The following is an 18,512-nucleotide window of genomic DNA, read 5'->3' on the forward strand; positions in this document are numbered from 1 at the left end:
ATGAACAACTCCGCGGATCGCACGGCGGACGGCGCGGACCGGGTCCAGCGGGCGCTCCGCACGCTGCTGGAGGAGCGCGACCGCCTCCGGCAGGAGAACGAGGCCCTGCGGGCCGGCCGCGTCGAACCGATCGCCGTGGTGTCCATGGCCTGCCGCTACCCGGGAGGGGTGACGTCCCCCGAGGGCCTGTGGGAGATGGTCCGGGACGGCGTGGACGTCGTGTCCGGCTTCCCGGCGGACCGCGGGTGGCGGGACGTGTACGACCCGGATCCCGACACGGCCGGCAGCTCGTACGTGCGCCACGGAGGGTTCCTGACGGACGTCGCCGAGTTCGACGCGGACTTCTTCGGCATCAGCCCGCGCGAGGCGCTGGCGATCGACCCGCAGCAGCGCCTCCTGCTGCAGACGTCGTGGGAGGCCTTCGAGCGGGCGGGCATCGTCCCCGCCGCCGTGCGCGGCACCGACGTCGGGGTCTTCACCGGGGTGAGCTCGACCGAGTACGGCTGGCGCTTCCTGGAGGGCGGCGCCGGCGAACTCGAGGGCCACCTGATGCACGGGAGCGCGCTGAGCGTCGCGTCCGGCCGGGTGGCGTACGAGCTGGGGCTGACCGGGCCGACGCTGTCCGTGGACACGGCGTGCTCGTCCTCGCTGGTGGCCCTGCACCTGGCGGTGCAGTCGCTGCGCGCGGGGGAGTGCTCGCTCGCGCTGGCGGGCGGGGCGCTGGTGATGTCGACGCCCGCGATCTTCGTGGAGTTCTCCCGGCAGGGCGCCCTGTCGGCCGACGGCCGGTGCAAGTCCTTCGCGGACGGTGCGGACGGGACCGGCTGGGCCGAGGGGGCGGGCGTGCTGCTGCTGGAGCGGCTGTCCGACGCCCGCCGCAACGGCCACCCGGTCCTCGCCGTCGTCCGCGGCAGCGCGGTCAACCAGGACGGGGCCAGCAACGGGCTGACCGCTCCCAACGGCCGCGCCCAGGAGAAGGTGATCCGGCAGGCACTGGCGAACGCGGGGGTCGCGGCCCGCGAGGTGGACGCGGTCGAGGCCCACGGCACCGGCACCGTGCTGGGGGACCCCATCGAGGCGGGCGCCCTGATGGCGACCTACGGACAGGACCGGGACGGGGGCGAGCCGCTCCGGCTGGGGTCCATGAAGTCGAACATGGGCCACGCCCAGGCCGCCGCCGGGGTCGCCGGGGTCATCAAGATGGTGATGGCCATGCGGCACGGGTTCCTGCCGAAGACCCTGCACGCGGACACCCCCTCGCGGCACGTGGACTGGTCCTCGGGCGCCGTGGAACTGCTGCGGGACGGACGCGAGTGGACCCGGGCGGACGGTCCGCGGCGGGCCGGCGTGTCATCGTTCGGCGTCAGCGGCACCAACGCGCACGTGATCCTGGAGGAGGCGCCGCCGGAGCGGCCGGCCGGGCCCGGCCCGGGCCCGGCGGCCGCCGGCGGCCTGGTGCCCTGGGTGGTGTCGGGGAAGAACGCGGCGGCCCTGGAGCGGCAGGCGGAGAAGCTGCGCGACTTCGTCGCCGCCGATCCGGCCGCGGACGCCGCCGGCATCGGCCGGTCGCTGGTGACGGGCCGGTCGCGGTTCGACCACCGTGCGGTCGTGCTGGGCCGCGGCCGCGACGAGTTGCTCGGCGGTCTGGCGGCGCTGCGCGACGGCGCGGAGTCCGCCGCGGTGGTGCGCGGCGTCGCCCGGAACCTCGGCGGAACGGTCTTCATGTTCCCGGGGCAGGGCTCGCAGTGGGTCGGCATGGGCCGGCAGCTGTACGACGCCTTCCCGGTCTTCGCGCGGAGCCTGGACGCGTGCGGGGACGCCCTGGCCGAGTGGGTCGACTGGTCGCTGCTCGACGTGGTGCGCGGGGCGGAGGGGGCGCCGGCGCTGGAGCGGGTGGACGTGGTCCAGCCGGCCCTGTTCTCGGTGATGGTGTCCATGGCCGCCCTGTGGCGGTCCTGGGGCGTGGAGCCGGCCGCGGTGGTGGGGCACAGCCAGGGCGAGATAGCGGCCGCCCACGTGTGCGGCGCGTTGTCGTTGCGCGACGCCACCAAGGTCGTGGCGCTCCGCAGCAAGGCCCTGACCGCCCTGATCGGTCACGGCGGGATGGCGTCGGTCGTGGAGTCCGCGGATCTCGTCGAGGAGCGCCTGGCGCCGTGGAACGACCGGGTGAGCGTCGCCGTCGTCAACGGACCCCGCTCGGTGGTGGTGTCCGGGGAACCGGAGGCGCTGGACGAGTTCGTCGAGAAGATGAAGGCCGAGGGCGCCCAGGCCCGGAGGATATCGGTCGACTACGCCTCCCACTCCCCGCAGGTGGCCCGCGTCCGCGACGAGGTGACCGGACCGCTGTCCGACCTGAGCCCGAGGACGTCGGAGCTGCCCTTCTACTCGACCCTGCACGGCAGGACGACCGACACCGCGGAGCTGGACGGCGCGTACTGGTACGACAACCTGCGCGAGAAGGTCCTCTTCGCGTCCTCCGTCCGGCGGCTGGTCGCCGACGGTTTCCGGGTGTTCGTCGAGATGAGCCCGCACCCCGTTCTCACCGTCCCGGTGCAGGAGATGGTCGAGGACGTGGACGACGCGGTGGTCCTGTCGTCGTCGCGCCGGGACCGGGGGGAGGTGGAGGCGGTGGTGGGCTCGCTGGCCCACCTGCACGTCCGGGGCGGATCCGTGGACTGGGACGCCCTGTTCGGCGAGCGTCCGGCCGTGGACCTCCCGACGTACGCGTTCCAGCGGCAGCGGTACTGGCTGGACTCCGCGCGGACGGCGGTGGTGGCGCAGGTTCCCGCGACGGAGCGGCCCGCCGACGACGGCCACGACGTCCCCCTGTCGGAGCGGGTCGCCGCCCTCTCCCGCGGTGACGCGGAGGCACTCGTGCTGACCCACGTCCTGGAGAGGGTGGCCGTCGTCCTCGGACACCCCTCCAGTGAAGCCGTCGACGCCGACCAGGAGTTCAAGGAGGCCGGATTCGACTCGCTGCTGTCGGTGGAACTGAGCAAGCGCCTGACCGCGTCGACCGGAATCAGGCTGAGGGCGAACGCGGCACTGCGGTACCCGTCGCCGAGGCTGCTCGCCGCACACGTCATGTCCTCACTGGCCGGCCCCGATCCGCAGTAGTCTGCCGGTGCTCCGGGCGCTCTCCCGCCCCGTGGGGCCGTCCCGCCGACGGGACAGCACACGCCCCGGGACCTGCCTCGTCCCGGCACCGGCGTGGTCCCGGCCGGTCGATCCGCCTCCGTGGAGACGGAGGCGGTCCACGCGTTCCTCCCGCTTCCCGCGTTTGTCTGCTGAGGGGTTGATCCGTATGCGTTCGTTCGGTGCGTCGTCCGCGCACAAAGGACTCTGGCTGGCGCAGAGAATGTCCTCCGACACGCTGAACCACGCGCTGACCATGTGGGACGTGGACGGCGAGCTGGACGCGGCGGTCATGGAGTCCGCGTTCCTGCGCGTGATGGACGAGGCGGAGGTGCTGCGCGTCACCTTCGTCGACGAGGGCGGCGACCTGCGGCTGGTGCCCCGTGAACTGGGCGACTGGCGGCCGTTCTTCCTGGACCTCGCAGCCGAGGCCGATCCCGAGCGGGCGGCCCGCGAAGCGCTGGCCGACCTGGTGGGGCAGCCCTTCGACCTGGAACGCGACCTGCTGTTCCGGCTGGGCGTGGTCAGGCTCGCGCCGGCCCGCTCGCTCGTGGTGATCGCCTACCACCACCTCGTGTCGGACGGGTACGGCGCGGGCGGACTGCTCTCGCGCCGCCTCGCCGAGGTGTACACGGCACTGGTGCGGGGAGCGGAGGTGCCGGAGCCGCCGCACCGGTGGGACGCCGAGTCGTTCGCCGCCGCGGCGGCGGACTACGAGGCCTCCCCCCGGCACGCCGACGACACGGAGTTCTGGCGCGCGTACCTGGCGGACGCGCCCGCGCCCGCGCAGGTCCCGCGGATCGCCCTGTCCGACGCGGCGCGGTCCGCGCTCGACGAGCCGACCGGCGGTGCCGACCGCTGGGGCGAACTGGCCGCCGCCATCGGCATGGTGAGCCGCACGCTGACCGTTCCGCGCGCCGAGGCGGACGCGTGGACCGAGGCCGCGAAGTCCCTGGACGTGTGGATGTCGTCGATGCTGACCGCGGCCGCGGCGGTGTACTTCCGGCACCGCTGCGACCGCCCGGAGTTCCTCCTCTCGCTGGCCGTGGGCAACCGGGCCGGAGAGGCGGCCCGGACACCCGGCCTGGCGGTGAACGTGGTGCCGGTGCGGATGGAGGTTCCGCTCGGTGCGGCCTTCGCCGAGATCGCCGACGCGGTGGTGGACCAGACGTACGAGGTCTTCGGCCGGACCACCTGCCACTACTCGGAGATCCAGCGCGCGAGCGGAGCCGTCCTGAGCGGCCGCGGCAGCTTCGGTGCCGTCCTCAACGTCGTCGAGTTCGTGGAGCAGGTCCACTTCGCCGGCAGCCCGGGGCGCTACTTCTGCGGGACGACCGGGTCCTTCGACGAACTGGCGATCGGCGTCTACACCGACGGGAGCGCCGACAGCGACCTGTACCTCCGGCTCGACGCCCCCGCGGGCCTGTACTCCGGCGCGGAGCTGCGCTTCATCGGCGAGGAGCTGATCGCCTGCGTCCGTGCCGTGACGGCCGCCGGTCCGCGGCGGCCGGTCGGCGCACTGGACCTGGTGGGCGGTGCCGGACGGGACCGGGTACCGGCGGCCACGGATGCCACGGATGCCACGGATGCCACGGATGCCACGGATGCCACGGACGCCGCGGACGCGCCGGTGCCGGGACTGACGGTCCCGGAGCTGTTCGCCCACCGGGTGGAGCGGGCCCCCGACGACGTCGCGGTGGTGTCCGGGGACACGGCGGTCTCGTACCGGGAGCTGGACGAGCGGTCGACCCGCCTGGCCGAGGCGCTGCGACGGCGGGGCGTCGGACCCGAGGCGCTCGTGGCGGTGGCGATGCCCCGGTCGGTGGACCTGGCCGTCGCCCTGCTGGGGGTGGTGAAGGCGGGCGGAGCGTACCTGCCGGTCGACCCGGCGCTCCCGGTGGAGCGGATCGGAGAGGCGACCGGGAATTCCCCGGTGCGCGCGCTGCTCACCGACGCGGCCGCGGCCGAGGCGCTCTCCGCAGGCCTGGGCGTGCCGGCGCTCGTGTACGACGACCTCCGGTCGGACGCCGACGGTGGCGCTGCCGCTGCCGCTGCCGCTGCCGCTGCTGCCGCCGACGATGACGACGACGCCGGCGGTGGCGGTGGCGGTGGCGGTGCGCGGGAGGTTCCGGTCCCGCCGCACCGGGACAACCTGCTGGCCGTGACGTACGGCTCCGGACCGGCCGGTGCGGCCGCGGGAGTCGCCGTCACGCACCGGAACATGGAGCGGTTCGCCCTGGACCGCCACTGGCGGGAGGGCGGCCGCGGCGCCGTGCTGTGGCACTCGCCGCCCGCCTCCGACGCGCTCGCCCTGGAACTGTGGGTGCCCCTGCTGAACGGCGGCCGGGTGGTCGTGGCCCCTCCGGGGGACCTGGACACCGAGGTGCCGGCCGGGGTGTCGGCGGCGCACCGGGTCTCCGCGGTGTGGCTGCCCGCGGGTCTGTTCTCGGCGATCGCGGCGGAACGCCCCGGCTGCCTGGCCGGGTTGCGCGAGGTGTGGACCGGTGGTGACCGGGTGCCCGCGGCCGCGGTGCGGCGGGTTCGCGAGGCCTGCCCCGGGCTGACGGTCGTCCGGGGCCACGGTCCGGCGGAGACGACCGTGTTCGCCGCGTCCGACCGCCTGACGCCGGACGAACCGGCGCACCGCGAGGGCACGGTCGGCCGTCCGGTGGACGACACCGTCCTCCACGTGCTGGGACCGGGGCTGACGCCGGTCCCCGCCGGCGTGACCGGGGAGCTGTACGTGGCCGGGGCCGGCGTGACGCGTGGCTTCCCCGGACGGCCCGGGCGGACCGCGGAGCGGTTCGTGCCCTGTCCGTCCGGTCCGGCCGGCGGACGGATGTACCGGACGGGGGAGCGGGTGCGGTGGGGCACCGACGACCGGCTCGAGTACGTGGGCCGGGCCGATGCCCTGGCCGAGGTGCGCGGTGTCCGGGTCGAGCCGGCCGAGGTCGAGGAGGCGCTGGCCGAGCACCCCGGGCTGGCGCAGTCGGTGGTGACCGTCGGGGAGGACGGAGCCGGGCAGCGGCGGCTGGTGGCCCACGTGGTGCCGGCGCGCGGCCGGGACGACCTCTCGGGTGAGGAACTGCGCCGGTTCGCCGCCGGGCGGTTGCCGGAGTTCATGGTGCCGTCGGTGTTCGTGCTGCTGGAACGCCTGCCGGTGACGGCGGGCGGCAGGGTGGACCGGGCGTCGCTGCCGGAGCCCGAGTTCGACGACGGGTCCCAGCGGGCACCGCGCAACCGCACCGAGCGGATCCTGGCCGAGGCGTTCGCCGACGTGCTCGAACTGGACCGGGTGGGCATCGACGACGACTTCTTCGACCTCGGCGGCAACTCGCTGCGGGCGATCAGGCTGACCGGCCTGATCCGGGCGGAGCTGAACCTCGAGGTGTCCATCCGCAGGCTGTTCGCCACGCGCACCGTCGCCGCTCTGTCCGACGTCCTGGAGGACCTCACCCGGTCGAGCAGGCCGGCCCTGCGCAAGAGGACGAAGGAGGGCGAAGTCCTCTGAGCACCACCCACCACCCACCACCCGCCACCCGCCGCACGGCCGCGGAGCGGTCCGCCGGGGCGGGGTCGGAGGGCTCGCGGGTTCGGGGGCCCGGGAGTTCCCGGGCGGCCCGGCCCGGCCCGGGGTCCTGAGGGCCCCGGCCCCATGGAGACGCGAATACACCGAAGTGTTCTCACGGGCAGGGGGATCGGCGAAGGGCCCCGGAGAGACCGGTATTCCGTATTCCCTCCGCCCCGTCGTGCCGGGGGCGGGCGAACCGCGTGTCCCGCCGGCGGGACACGGGCCAACTCCCCCCGCGCGTAAGCCGATGGAGCGGTGCGCCGGCCGACCGCGGTGTACTTGAATGGTTCATCGTGCCGGTCTACGTTGGCGGCACGGCCGATGGAAATGCAAACTCGCCCGGACGTGGGTCCTTCTGGGGCGGAAGATTACCGATCGACGATGCGAGCGGCACATCGCGCATCCATGCCAGCGGGAGAATTCTCTATGAGTGATCGTGAAAACGAGACCTACGACGTGGTCGGAATCGGTTTCGGTCCGTCCAACCTGTCGCTCGCCATAGCCCTGGAAGAGTACCGGGCCAACGGCCGGGAGAACGGGGTCAGCAGCCTCTTCCTCGAGCGCCAGTCCTCCTTCGGATGGCACCGCAACATGCTGCTGCCGTCGGCGACCATGCAGATATCCTTTCTCAAGGATCTGGTCACCTTCCGCAATCCGACGTCGCATTTCAGCTTCATCGCGTATCTGCACGCGGCGGGAAGGCTCTCGCAGTTCGTCAACAACAAGGACTTCTTCCCCACCCGCCAGGAGTTCCACCAGTACCTCGAGTGGGCGCAGGCGCAGGTGGCCGACCGCATCGCGTACGGCTCCCGGGTGACGTCGATCCGGCTGCCTCAGGGCGTCGCTCCGGAACTGTCGGACCGTCTCCGCCTGGAGGTGACCGACGCCGCCGGCCGGGTCGACCGCGTGGTCGAGGCGCGGAACGTGGTGATCTCCACCGGCCTGGTCCCGAGCATGCCCGAGGGGGTCGAGCGTGACGAACGGGTGTGGCACAGCTCCGAGTTCCTGGAGAAGTTCCGCCGGATGAACCCCGCCGAACTGCGCCGGGTGGCGGTGGTCGGGGCGGGGCAGAGCGCCGCCGAGATCACCAGGTTCCTGCACGACGAGCTTCCGCACGCCCAGGTGTGGGCGATCATCCCGTCCTACGGCTACACCGTCGCGGACGACACCCCCTTCGCCAACCAGATCTTCGATCCCGGGGCCGTCGACGACTACTACTTCGGCACCGAGCAGACCCGCGAGGCGTTCTGGCGCTACCACCGCAACACGAACTACTCGGTCGTGGACGACGAGGTGATCCGGGACCTGTACCGCAGGGCGTACGACGAGGAGGTGCGGGACGCCAGGCGCCTCCAGTTCCTCAACCTGACGAGGGTCACCGACGTCAAGCGCGCCGGCGCCGAGACCCGCGTCTCCCTGGAGGCGGGCCCCAACGGCGAGGTGCGCGAGCTGGAGTTCGACGCACTCGTCTGCGCGACCGGCTACCGGACGATGGAGCCGACGGACCTGCTCGGCGACCTCGACCGCCACTGCCTGCGCGACGAGGCGGGCCGGTACCGGGTGGAGCGGGACTACCGCATCGTCACGGCCCCCCGGATGCGGTGCGGCATCTACCTCCAGGGCGGCACCGAACACACCCACGGCCTGACCTCCTCGCTGCTGTCGAACATCGCCGTGCGAAGCGGCGAGATCGCCGACTCGATCGTCGCCCGGCGCGCGGAGCACGGCGCCGCGCGGGCGGTGCCCGCCAACGTCGGCGGCGACATCCGCTGAACGTGCGCGCGACGACGGGCGGGACCGGCGCCGCGCCCGTGACGCCCGACCCCGCCCGCGATCGCCCGGGCGGTCCAGGGGCCGCCGGCCGGGCGGCCCGTGTTCCGGACACCGCCGGGCGCGGCACCGGATCACCGACGGAAAGGGGATGCCCGGATGGGGACCGCGAGGGGGGAGCGGTGGCTGCGCCGCTTCCGCGACGACGACGGGTGCGCGACGGCGCTCGTCTGCTTCCCCCATGCCGGTGGCTGGGCGAGCGCGTACCGCACCTGGCCTGCGGGGCTGCCGTCGGACATCGGCGTGCTCGCCGTCCGGTACCCGGGCCGGGAGGACCGGCTCGGCGACCCGTTCCCGTCCGGGCTGGAAGCCCTCGCGGACGACGTGGCCGACGCGCTCGGCGAACTGGCGGGGCACCGGCTGGTGCTGTTCGGCCACAGCATGGGGGCTTCGGTGGCGCACGAGGTGGCGCTGCGCCTCCAGGGACGGGGCCGTCCGCCGGCCGCCCTGTGCGTGTCCGGCAGACGTCCGCCGCACGCGCTGGAGGGGCAGCGGCGGCACTCCGGCACCGACGAGGAGATCGTCGCGGACGTCGTGCGCTTCGACGCGAGCCGTGCCCCGGTCTTCGCGGACCCCGGCCTGCGGGAGATGCTGCTCCCGGCGGTCCGCGCGGACTACCGGCTGGTGGACGACTATTCCGGTGGCCCCCGTCCTCCGCTCGCGTGCCCGGTGTACGGCTACACCGGCGAGGACGACACCGAGGTGACCCCGGAACAGATGGGCGGCTGGGCGGACATGACGCGCGACGCCTTCCGGCTCCGGGTGCTGCCCGGCGGGCACTTCTACCTCAGGGCCCAGGAGGCCGTCCTGCTGGCGGACCTGAGGGACGTGCTGGACCGCGCCGAACACCGTACGGGGGCCGCCTCGTGACGCGCGCGACCGCCACGCCGTCCTCCGCCGCACCCTCCTGCCCGCCGACGGGTTCCTCCTCGCCGACGAGGTGACGCCGGGGAGCGGCCGGGCCGGGTGACGGCCGGGCGGGGGAGCGGCCGACCGCGGACCGCCGGGCCGTCCCCCCCGGCCTCGCACGGGGCCCCGCGGTGACGGCCGGACCGCGGCGACCTGCGGTGGAGTATCTGACGTGCCATCATGACGTCATGTCGAGGGGCCTGTTCGTGGACGGCCTCGGCCGCGGGTTCGCGGCGCTCGCGCGGGGCGGCGGTGCGGACGCCGGTGCGCCGGCGGCGCGGCGTGAGCCGGCCGTCCGGCCCGCGTCGCGCGACGCGCCGACGACCGCCCGGCCGAAACCGGCCGCGTCCCCGCCCCGGGCTCCGTCGAACTGCCTTTCCACGGTGCCGGACCGGACTCCGCCGGGACACCGGTGTCGCCCGGGCCCCCGCCCCGCACCACGGCGGGCAGCGGACCGCAGGACGGGCGGGAAGGCGTCGCGGCGTACACCGGCCCGCACGTTTCCGGACAGTTGGGGGCGCCCGTCGGGCGAGCCGCCGACCGCGAAGGGCTTACGGTGGACGCGTGGTCGGGGCAGAGGGCCTCCGCCGCGGTGCGGCAGGGCCGCGCTCCCCGCACCGCCGATCGGCACGGCGGACGAAGGCGGCGGCGCCGCACCGCCCGGGTGCGCCGGACCGGCAGGCCTTCCTCCCGCCCGCCCCGGCGCGTGGGGACGCCTGCCGGACATCATGAGAAGGGACAGCGATGCCTGTTTTCGACACTCCTGAGCCGATCTCCGTCACGATCGACATCAGTGTCGGTGACGTGCGGATCACCGCGGAGGACCGGTCCGACACCGTCGTCGAGGTACGGCCGACCGACGAGACCGACGGCTCGGACGTGAAGGCCGCCGGGCAGACGAGCGTCGAGTACGCCGACGGCGTGCTGGTGATCAAGGGCCCGAAGCCCCGGGTGATGGACTTCTCCCGGAAGACCCGCTCGGTGGACGTGTCGGTCGTGCTCCCCGCCGGCTCGCACGTGCGCGGCGAGGCGGCGGTGGGGGACCTGAGCTGCTCCGGCCGTCTCGGGGAGTGCAGGTACAAGACGTCCACCGGGCACGCCCAGGTCGACCGGACCGGCCCGTTGAACCTGAGCGCGGTGGGCCACGTCACCGTGGGCCGGGTCGACGGCGACGCCGAGGTCCGCACCACCGTGGGGCGGATCAGCATCGGGGAGGTCGACGGAGCGGCCGTGGTCAAGGGCTCCAACGGCACTGTCGACATCGGCAAGGTCACCGGCGACCTCGATGTCCACTGCGCCAACGGCGACATCTCCGTCGACCACGCGTGGGGTCCCAGGACCGGCATCGAAACCGCCAACGGCAGCATCCGCGTCGGGGAGGTGACCGGCGGCGCGGTCGTGCTCAGGACCGCGTCCGGCGACCTGGAGATCGGCATCGGTGCGGGCCGCCCGGCGAAGCTGGACCTGACCACCGGGTTCGGGCGGGTGCACAACATGCTGGAGAGCACCGACGCGTCGTCCGAGGAGTCGGTGGACGTGCTGGCGCGGACCTCGTACGGGGACATCTCGGTCCACCGCGCCTGAGCCGCGCGGTCGGACGGGGGCCGACGACCCGGGTCCGACGACCGAAGGCCGGCGGCCGGGCACACGGGTGTCCGGCCGCCGGCCGTCCACGCGGCACCGCGGCCGGCACGGCCTCCGTGCGTCGCCGTGACGGCTACCGTACCCAGCCGTTGAACTGCTGCTTGCCGCGGGGGGACCGCTTGCCGGCGGCCAGCGCCGCGGCGGAGGCCCGGATCATCCACGCGTTGACCGAGATGCCCTGCCGGGACGCCGCCTCCTCGATCTGTTCCTTCATCGCCTGCGGAGGCCGGAAGTTGATCCGCGCCGTGGCGCCGCCGGTGGCGCCACCGGACGCGCCGGCCGACCAGTCGCCCGCCGTGTCGTCGGCCTCGTCCGCGGTCTCCTCGGCCGGACCCTCGTCGCCCGGGGGCGGAGTCACCACGAAGCTGGGCTCCATCCCCCTCAGGCGCAGGTCCACCGAGCCGGGTGCCAGGTCCCGGGTGATCTCGTCGGCCGCGGCCGACAGAACCTTGAGCAGCGTGAGCCGGACGGCCGACTCCAGCGGAGCGACGAGCCGCTCGGCGACCGCGCGGGTCTCGGCGTCCCCCGCGGCGGAGGCGGTGACCAGCTCGTGACGCAGCGCCTCGACGTACTCCCTCAGTTCCATGGAATTATCATGGCACATCGGTTGCGCCGCGCGGCGCCTGCTCGGCCCGGTACGCGTGCGACCCCTTTGCGCAGGTGAAACGCGTGCCGCCGCCATCGGTCGACCGGAGTTCTCCGCAAGGCACCGGGCCGTCGGACACGGGCGGGCCGAGGGATCCGTCGCCACCGAGGATCGACAAGGCGCCATGAAGGTGCCAGACCGTGCGCAGGCGCAGGCGCAGGTGCACACGCAGACGCAGACGCGATGCCGGGCCGCCACCGGGCTCACTCCGTGCCGGAACGTTCCACCACGACGTCGCCGATCACGGTCCGGGCCCGGACGCGCACGACGTCGTCGGTCGGCTCGTCCGCCCCGAGGAGCGAGAGGGACGTGTACACGGTGCCCGCGGCGGAGTCGAGGGACAGGCGGGCACCGCTGGTCCCGGCCACACCGACCCGGATGCTGCCGAACGTGGTGGTGGCGACCACGGATCCCTGCACCACCTCACCGACGTCGATGTCGCCGTGGGTCGTCCGGGCCTCCACGTCGGCGTGCGCCCGGTCGATCCTGATGGCCCCCTTCTCGGCGTGCAGGCGGGCGGCACCGTGGACCTCTCCCACGGTGGCGTCGCCCTCGCCCTTCGCGCTGATCGTGGTGCTGCCCTCGATCAGGCCCAGGTGGACGTCGCCGCAGTCCGCCGTGGCCTCGACGGTGCCGACCGCGCGGTCGACGGTGATGTCACCGAGGGCGGCGGCCAGGCGCAGGCTGCCGGTGCGGTGGAGCCTGATCCGGCCCAGGCCCGTGCTGAGCCGGCACTCGCCCAGCTCCCCCACTCCGAGGAAGTCCGCCGCCGTCCCCCGGCCGTGCAGGCTCGACCCGGTCGGAACGGCCATCACCAGGATGACCGCGCCGCCGCTCCCGCCCGGCTCCGGGACGTCCACGAGCAGCCGGCCGTCGGCGTAGTCGGTGCGCAGCCGCTCGGCGGCGTGCACGTCGTCCCGGTTGTCGCTGTCGCGCGGATACGCCTCGACCACCGTCTCGGTGAGGTCACTCGCGATGATCCGGACCTGGCCGAACACCAGGCTGAGCACCACCCGGACAGGTGAGGGGGTGTCGAACGTCGGCATGGCGGGCCGCCTTCGGGGTGTCTGCGGCTGCCGGTCCGGTACGGACGGCAGGCCGAACGACGCGGGTACGCGCTTCGTCGCGGGGGTTCGTCTCCGGTCCCGGGCCGCGGGCCGCCGGGGCGCGGGCCCGTACCACCGGGCGACGCGATGGGTTCTGGTCGGCCCCTGTCATGTCGGACACCTCGTCCTCGGTCCTCGCCGTGCGCGCGCCGGAGCGCGCGCGGGCTGTGTCTGTCGTCCGTCGTGTCGTCCGGCGCTCGTCGCGGGCTCTTTCCGGCACCGGCGGAGGAGGCCGGTGGGGGCGTCCACGCCCCGGGGCGCGACTTTCTGCTGACGCCATGTGACGCCATGTTAGTGCCATACCCGGATGCCTGGGCAGGGAGGGCCGGGAGCTCCCTGCGACAGGGAGCGGAACCGGTCACGCGCCGCCCCGGCGGGGCCGGGACGGAAGGGCCCGCCGGGACGGCCGGTTCGCGGACCCTCCCGGCGCCGGGGGCCGGCCGCGCATCCCCGCCGGGGGCGGCCCGGCGGCATCGTCCCCGGTGAGGGCCGACAGGGGCGGACCGGCGGCGGACCGGACGCGTGCCGGTGCCCCGGCGACCGCCGGGGCACCGGGTTGACGGGTTGACGCCAAATTCAGGTCGTCCGACGTGTGCCGTCCCCGGGCGTCGACGCCGGGTGCCGCCGTTCCGGTCCCTCCCGGAAACCCGCGACGCCGATCGCGCCCGACCCGGCGTCCGTCCCGCCGAGGCGTGCCCGCCCCGGTGCCGACGCCCCTGTCCGCAGCTCGTGCCCGCAGTTCATGCCCGGGGCGCGGGCCGCCGAGGTCTGCCGGCACGCGTCCGGGCCGCGGCCGTACTGTTCCCTCGGCCTCCCCCGGCCCCCGTCGCTTCCCACCGGGAAGGGCCGCCTGACGGGTTCCGGCGGCACCCTCCCCGTACGACGCGGCCCCGCGGCCCCCGCGCGGGTACGGGGGGAACGCCGATGCCTTCCGGCCGACGTACGGCCGGGGCCGATCCGCCGTGGCATTCGCCTGCTGGGGTGTCTTCGCAGGTCACGGTCATGGTGTCGAGCAGGGTCCGGGCGGCCTGCGGCCCCTTTCCGCACATCATGCGCCAAGATGGCGCAACGTGGCGGTGAAACTGTCGCCATGTGATGTCATCATGGCGCTATGGCGGCCGAGGAGGAATCGCGCGACGGCAGGTCCCCGTGCTGCGTCGCGGAGGCCGGCCCGCCACCCGGGCCGGCGCGCTGCCGGCGGTCCCGGCGGCGGGCCGCGCCGACGCCCGCCGCCGGGTGCCCCGGACGTGCCGCCCCGGCCCGGCCCCGGCGGTCCTCTTTGGTGCCCGCGTCGTCCGCACGGCTGTGGTTCCGGCGTCCTTCGCCGTCCTGGGCGACCGCGCGCGGCGGCTGCCGGAGCGGCCCGGCCGGGTGCTGCCGGACGCGGACGCCGAAGGCGGGGAGCCGTCGCCCCGGCCCGCGTCCCCGGGCGGCCGGCGCGCGGTGCGCGCACCCCGGTGCGGCCGCCGACGCGCGCCGTCGGGGGCCCGGCCGGCCGCGGAACCGGTCCCCGCGGACCGGGGGAGGCCCCCTGCCGCCGTCGCTACGGCACCCGCCGTGCCGCGTCGCGGGACGGCGCGGCGGTGAACTCGTGCAGGCGCCGGTAGGTGTACGCGGCCGAGACGAGGGCCATGTGGTGGTACCAGCCGGGGAACGAGCGCCCCTCGAAGTCCAGCAGCCCGAAGTTCCGCTCCATGGAGCCGATCGCGTCGGCCGTCCCGGTGTGCAGCTCGGCGATCGAGCCGACCTCCGCGAGGGTGTGGTGGGCGAGGCTGGTCAGCCACAGCGGCCCCGGGGTGCGAGCCGGCCCCAGTTCGGTGAAGAGCCGGTAGGGGGGACCGGGGGAGCGCCCGTGGAAGCCGCCCGGCAGACGGACGAGCGCGGTCTGGAAGTGCGCGACGCGCCGTCGCCCGCCGGGCAGGGGGACGACGGCCGTCTCCGGGTTCTGGGCGAAGACCAGGGTTCTCGCGCTCACGGGCGTCGGGGAGCCCTCCCCGGGGGGCAGCACCGTCAGGTGCGGCGGCACCGCGACGACGAAGTCACGGCGCCGCTTGGCGAGTCCGTGCAGCAGGCACCCCATGTCGGATTCGTCGCTCATGTCGACGAGGACGACGGAGGACGGGGAGTCCGTGCGGGCCGACAGCCGGTCGACGAGGCGGAGCGTGTGCGCCCACAGCGGCCGGTACCGCTCGACGTCCGGTATGCGCGCGTCCCTGCGCCGCTCGGGGTCCCGGGTCCAGCCCGCCGGCAGGTGCAGGCACCAGTCGACGGGGATCTGGGCGGTGTCCACGCACAGGAAGGAGCCCAGCCCCAGCTGGCAGTTGCGGGTGCGGCCCGAGGCCAGGTCGAAGTAGCGGTGGACGCCCACCGACCGGTCGCCGCGCTTGGGCAGCACGGCCCGGCCGATGGACCACACGGGCTCGGGCCGCCGGTCGGCCACCCAGCGGGTGAGTTCCTCCATGACCTCGTCGAAGTCCCACGGACTGAGGCTGACGAACTGGCGCAACGACTGCACGACGGACGGGTCGCAGGAGACCGCGGTGGCGAGCCGGCGCAGCGACTTCTTGCCCGACGTGACGAGCAGGCCTTTCAGATAGGCGTGTGCGCACTTGCGTTGGTCGGCCCGGCGCAGGCTCTTGAAAATGGTCCTGCTGTATCGGTCCAGAAGTAATTCCGAACCGACGGAGTACGCCGTGTCCCGTGAGGTCGACGAAATGTCCGGTCGGGTCACATCCATGCCGCAATAACTCCCCCGAGGTTACTGAGCGCTGCGGGAGAGTGTAGGGCGCGCCCCGGTACGGCGCTACCGTCCGGCGCCCGTCCGTCCCAGGGGGCGGGGCGCCGCGTGCCGGGCCGGTTCCGGCGGCCCGGCCGGGCCGCCGGGCGGTACGCGGAGGGCCGGCCCGGGGAGCGTCCCGGCGGCCGTGCCGGGCCGCCGGCCCCCGGCCCCGACCGGACGCGGCTATCAGGATTCACGCGGGGAATCCAGGTGCGGATCACGCCAAACAGCGGGCCCGGCCGGCGCTTCGGAGGGGGAACGTCCGAACTCCGCAAAGTAGTTCTCCATGGCCCCAAGATCCTTGAACTCGCCTTGATGGCCGGGATCTACTCGGAAGCGCGGCAGTTGACCATCTCGACCTCGACAAGGGGCCGCGCAATGCCCTGTTCCTTCAGGTCGGCAGTACTCGTCTGCGGGCGCTGGTCACTGTTTTTGGCATCCGTGTGAAAACGGGGTGACGCTTTCCGTATCCGGTGGAGAGCCGCCGCGGGCCCGCTCGGTCGGTACGCGCGTAGACATGGAGGCGTCATGACGAATCATGTCGAGGACTGCAAGGATTCCAGAACACTCATGTTCGACAGGGCGGCGGAGGAAGCGCCGAGAACACGAAGAGCCGCCGACGGGGCGGAGTCGCGGCGCGAACAGGTCCTCACCACCAAGGTGGGGCTGCACATCCCCAAGGGACTGGCCTTCGAGGAGTGGGAACGCGCCGGGCGTCAGCTCTCCGGTCTGCTCAACTCGTCGTCCTGGTGGCTCGGGGACTGGCTCGTCTACGGCAAGGACCACTACGCCGACCGCTACGAGCGCGGCATCCGCGCGGCCGGGCTCCAGTACCAGACGCTGCGCAACTACGCCTGGGTCTCCCGGCGGTTCGCGTTACCCAGGCGGCGGTCCGTGCTCAGCTTCCAGCACCACGCCGAGCTGGCGTCGTTGTGCGTCGACGAGCAGGAGACCTGGCTCGACCGTGCCGAGCGGATGAAGTGGAGCACCAAGCAACTGCGCAACGCCATCAGGGCCCAGCGCGAGGGCACCCCGCAGGAGGCGGACGCCGTGGCGGCGACGCGCCGGCTCGCCGTGCCGGACAACCGGCTCCAGTGGTGGCACAAGGCGGCGGCCCAGGCCGGCACCGAGTTGGGGGAGTGGGTGATGGCCACCCTGGACGCCGCCGCCGAGCAGGTGCTGAAGGAGGCCGGCCGGCAACCGCCCCTGGCGTGACCGGTTCACGGGCACCGGCCGCCGCGACGGCGGGCTGGTGTCCGTGCGGGGCGCCGAGGGGCGCGGGGTCCGCACGCCGAGGGGTGCGGACCCGGTGTCAGGAGGGGAGGACCGTCACGGCAGACGGTTCATGAGATCCGCCGTCTGCGCGTGCCGGGTGCATCCGCGCGAGGCGAAGGACCGCACGACCCGTTCGCGGATCTCGGGCTGCTGTTCCTGGCTGAGTTTGAACATCGACTCGGCCTTGGTCACCCGGACACGGAAAGCGCCCACGCCGGGCAGTATCTTGCGGAAATAGCCGACGGAATCGGCCATGTCCCAGCTGTAGCCGAATTCCTTCTCGAAGACCCGCACCGTCGCCCGCACGACCTCCAGCGTCTCCTCCGCCGACTCGATCCTCTCCACGACTCCGTGCACGTGCACCGAGGTGAAGTTCCACGTCGGGGCGGCCGGTGTGACGTCGTAGACGGTGGGCGAGACGTAGGCGTGCGGGCCGGTGAACGTCAGCAGGACCACCGTCCCGTTCTCCAGCGCCTCCCAGTGCGGATTGGCCCGGTTCATGTGCCCCAGCAGGGACCTGCCGGCCAGGTCCGCGGCGGTCGGCCCGTCCCACCGGGGGTCGGTGATGACCGGCAGGTGGGTGGCGAACGGTCCGTCGGCGGGAGCGCCGTTGCTGGCCATCAGGGCCAGCGGGTTGGCGCCCATCAGATCGACCATCCACGAGACGTCGGGTTCCCGGTACTGACTGGGGACGAACATGCGGCACTCACCTTTCGTGGTACGACGAGAAACGACGAGAAACGACGAGAACGACGAGAAACGACGAGAACGGTGACATCGCGGCATCCGGGCCGCGGGCGCGGCGATGACGCGGCGAATGGTCGGCGAAACCGCTCCGTTGTCCTGTCGGCAGGACAACGGGGAGCACCATCGTGGACCGTCCGTCGCCTTCGGCGCAACGAAAGGAGGGCCGGGAACGGAAGGGTGAATGCCGGGTGCATCGATTCGGGTCCGCGACGGGTTCCGGTACGGCGGTGAATGCTCGGGGAAAGGCCCCGATCGGCCCGCGGAAGGCATTCACGGAAAACGAGCGGGCGGCCGGGCCGTCCGCACCGCGCGCTCCGTCGCGCGGGCGCCCTCCCGGGCGGGGGTCACCGCCGCGGCCTTCCCCGGAGCCGGACGGCCGTTCGCCATAGGGGATTTATAGATCCTTCCCGGATGCTGTCCCCGTACCGAGTACCGACCGAGCGGAACCGTGGTGACGAGGGAGGCGGTGATGGGCGAGATGACGCCCCATGAGGACGGCCGCGACAGCGACGAGTTGCTGGCCGAGCTGGAGGAGGAGATCAGGTCCTGGCTGGAACAGGAGGAGACGAACCTGCTGACGGTCCTCAACGGCCAGAGCGTGTCCGACGAGACGACCGCGCGGGACACGATCTGGGACCTCGTGCAGCAGGGCGGCTTCGGCGTGACCGAGATCTTCGCCGGCTCCCCGGCGCTGCCCGGCGGCGCGGACGCCGGCTCCGACAGCCGGTGGAGCGATCTGGTGGCCACCTACATCGACTCCCTGAGTGCTTCGCTGCTGCCGCACACCGGCGACGGGGGGCGCAGCAGGTGGTTCGGCCTCGACGAGGGGCACGCGGGAGGGTGTGGCTGACCGCGTCCCGCCGGCGGACG

11 protein-coding genes are annotated in these 18,512 nt (G+C 73.8%); 7 read left to right on the forward strand and 4 right to left on the reverse strand.

Annotated features, from left to right (window positions below; genetic code table 11):
• The 5 genes from ACF09K_RS24650 to ACF09K_RS24670 all read left to right on the forward strand — a co-directional run bounded on the left by ACF09K_RS24650 (nucleotide 1) and on the right by ACF09K_RS24670 (nucleotide 11,029).
• A complete protein-coding gene (locus ACF09K_RS24650; RefSeq protein ID WP_392246734.1) occupies nucleotides 1–3,117 on the forward strand; it encodes a type I polyketide synthase in 3,117 nt (1,038 codons plus the stop codon).
• Nucleotides 3,118–3,304: 187 nt separating this feature from the next.
• Nucleotides 3,305–6,646, forward strand: coding sequence for an AMP-binding protein (locus ACF09K_RS24655; protein ID WP_392246736.1), 3,342 nt, complete (start codon nucleotides 3,305–3,307; stop codon nucleotides 6,644–6,646).
• A 486-nt stretch (nucleotides 6,647–7,132) separates the two neighbouring features.
• Complete coding sequence (locus ACF09K_RS24660) at nucleotides 7,133–8,479, forward strand: lysine N(6)-hydroxylase/L-ornithine N(5)-oxygenase family protein (protein ID WP_392246737.1); 1,347 nt, start codon at nucleotides 7,133–7,135, stop codon at nucleotides 8,477–8,479.
• A 156-nt stretch (nucleotides 8,480–8,635) separates the two neighbouring features.
• A complete protein-coding gene (locus ACF09K_RS24665) occupies nucleotides 8,636–9,406 on the forward strand; it encodes a thioesterase II family protein (protein WP_392246738.1) in 771 nt (256 codons plus the stop codon).
• A gap of 783 nt (nucleotides 9,407–10,189) precedes the next feature.
• On the forward strand, nucleotides 10,190–11,029 hold the full coding sequence (locus ACF09K_RS24670) for a DUF4097 domain-containing protein (RefSeq protein ID WP_392246740.1): 840 nt from the start codon (nucleotides 10,190–10,192) through the stop codon (nucleotides 11,027–11,029).
• Between the two features lie 133 nt (nucleotides 11,030–11,162).
• Here the strand turns inward: ACF09K_RS24670 and ACF09K_RS24675 are convergent, their stop codons facing one another.
• The 3 genes from ACF09K_RS24675 to ACF09K_RS24685 form a co-directional block, all read right to left on the reverse strand.
• Entirely contained in the window at nucleotides 11,163–11,675 is a 513-nt protein-coding gene (locus tag ACF09K_RS24675) for a hypothetical protein (RefSeq protein ID WP_392246742.1), read from the reverse strand.
• A 263-nt stretch (nucleotides 11,676–11,938) separates the two neighbouring features.
• Nucleotides 11,939–12,781, reverse strand: a complete 843-nt coding sequence (locus ACF09K_RS24680) for a DUF4097 domain-containing protein (protein WP_392246743.1) — start codon at nucleotides 12,779–12,781, stop codon at nucleotides 11,939–11,941.
• Between the two features lie 1,603 nt (nucleotides 12,782–14,384).
• A complete protein-coding gene (locus tag ACF09K_RS24685) occupies nucleotides 14,385–15,578 on the reverse strand; it encodes an IS701 family transposase (RefSeq protein WP_392246744.1) in 1,194 nt (397 codons plus the stop codon).
• Nucleotides 15,579–16,148: 570 nt separating this feature from the next.
• Here ACF09K_RS24685 and ACF09K_RS24690 point away from each other — a divergent pair.
• The gene (locus tag ACF09K_RS24690) at nucleotides 16,149–16,835 is read left to right on the forward strand and encodes an LmbU family transcriptional regulator (protein ID WP_392246745.1); all 687 of its coding nucleotides are present in this window, start codon (nucleotides 16,149–16,151) and stop codon (nucleotides 16,833–16,835) included.
• A 114-nt stretch (nucleotides 16,836–16,949) separates the two neighbouring features.
• On the opposite strand, the gene ACF09K_RS24695 is transcribed toward ACF09K_RS24690, so the two are convergent.
• Nucleotides 16,950–17,594, reverse strand: coding sequence for an FMN-binding negative transcriptional regulator (locus ACF09K_RS24695; protein ID WP_392246746.1), 645 nt, complete (start codon nucleotides 17,592–17,594; stop codon nucleotides 16,950–16,952).
• 517 nt (nucleotides 17,595–18,111) lie between these two features.
• Between ACF09K_RS24695 and ACF09K_RS24700 the strand changes: the two genes are divergently transcribed.
• Nucleotides 18,112–18,492, forward strand: coding sequence for a hypothetical protein (locus ACF09K_RS24700; RefSeq protein ID WP_392246748.1), 381 nt, complete (start codon nucleotides 18,112–18,114; stop codon nucleotides 18,490–18,492).
• Nucleotides 18,493–18,512: the final 20 nt, after the last annotated feature.

Origin of the sequence: Streptomyces sp. NPDC014882 (assembly GCF_043081325.1) — a bacterium.
Classification (GTDB): Bacteria; Actinomycetota; Actinomycetes; order Streptomycetales; family Streptomycetaceae; genus Streptomyces.

Bases quoted from the DNA above. Each gene is read 5' to 3' on its own strand.
- ACF09K_RS24650 (WP_392246734.1), top strand. From the start codon at position 1: ATGAACAACTCCGCGGATCGCACGGCGGACGGCGCGGACCGGGTCCAG.
- ACF09K_RS24655 (WP_392246736.1), top strand. From the start codon at position 3,305: ATGCGTTCGTTCGGTGCGTCGTCCGCGCACAAAGGACTCTGGCTGGCG.
- ACF09K_RS24660 (WP_392246737.1), top strand. From the start codon at position 7,133: ATGAGTGATCGTGAAAACGAGACCTACGACGTGGTCGGAATCGGTTTC.
- ACF09K_RS24665 (WP_392246738.1), top strand. From the start codon at position 8,636: ATGGGGACCGCGAGGGGGGAGCGGTGGCTGCGCCGCTTCCGCGACGAC.
- ACF09K_RS24670 (WP_392246740.1), top strand. From the start codon at position 10,190: ATGCCTGTTTTCGACACTCCTGAGCCGATCTCCGTCACGATCGACATC.
- ACF09K_RS24675 (WP_392246742.1), bottom strand. From the start codon at position 11,675: ATGGAACTGAGGGAGTACGTCGAGGCGCTGCGTCACGAGCTGGTCACC.
- ACF09K_RS24680 (WP_392246743.1), bottom strand. From the start codon at position 12,781: ATGCCGACGTTCGACACCCCCTCACCTGTCCGGGTGGTGCTCAGCCTG.
- ACF09K_RS24685 (WP_392246744.1), bottom strand. From the start codon at position 15,578: ATGGATGTGACCCGACCGGACATTTCGTCGACCTCACGGGACACGGCG.
- ACF09K_RS24690 (WP_392246745.1), top strand. From the start codon at position 16,149: ATGACGAATCATGTCGAGGACTGCAAGGATTCCAGAACACTCATGTTC.
- ACF09K_RS24695 (WP_392246746.1), bottom strand. From the start codon at position 17,594: ATGTTCGTCCCCAGTCAGTACCGGGAACCCGACGTCTCGTGGATGGTC.
- ACF09K_RS24700 (WP_392246748.1), top strand. From the start codon at position 18,112: ATGGGCGAGATGACGCCCCATGAGGACGGCCGCGACAGCGACGAGTTG.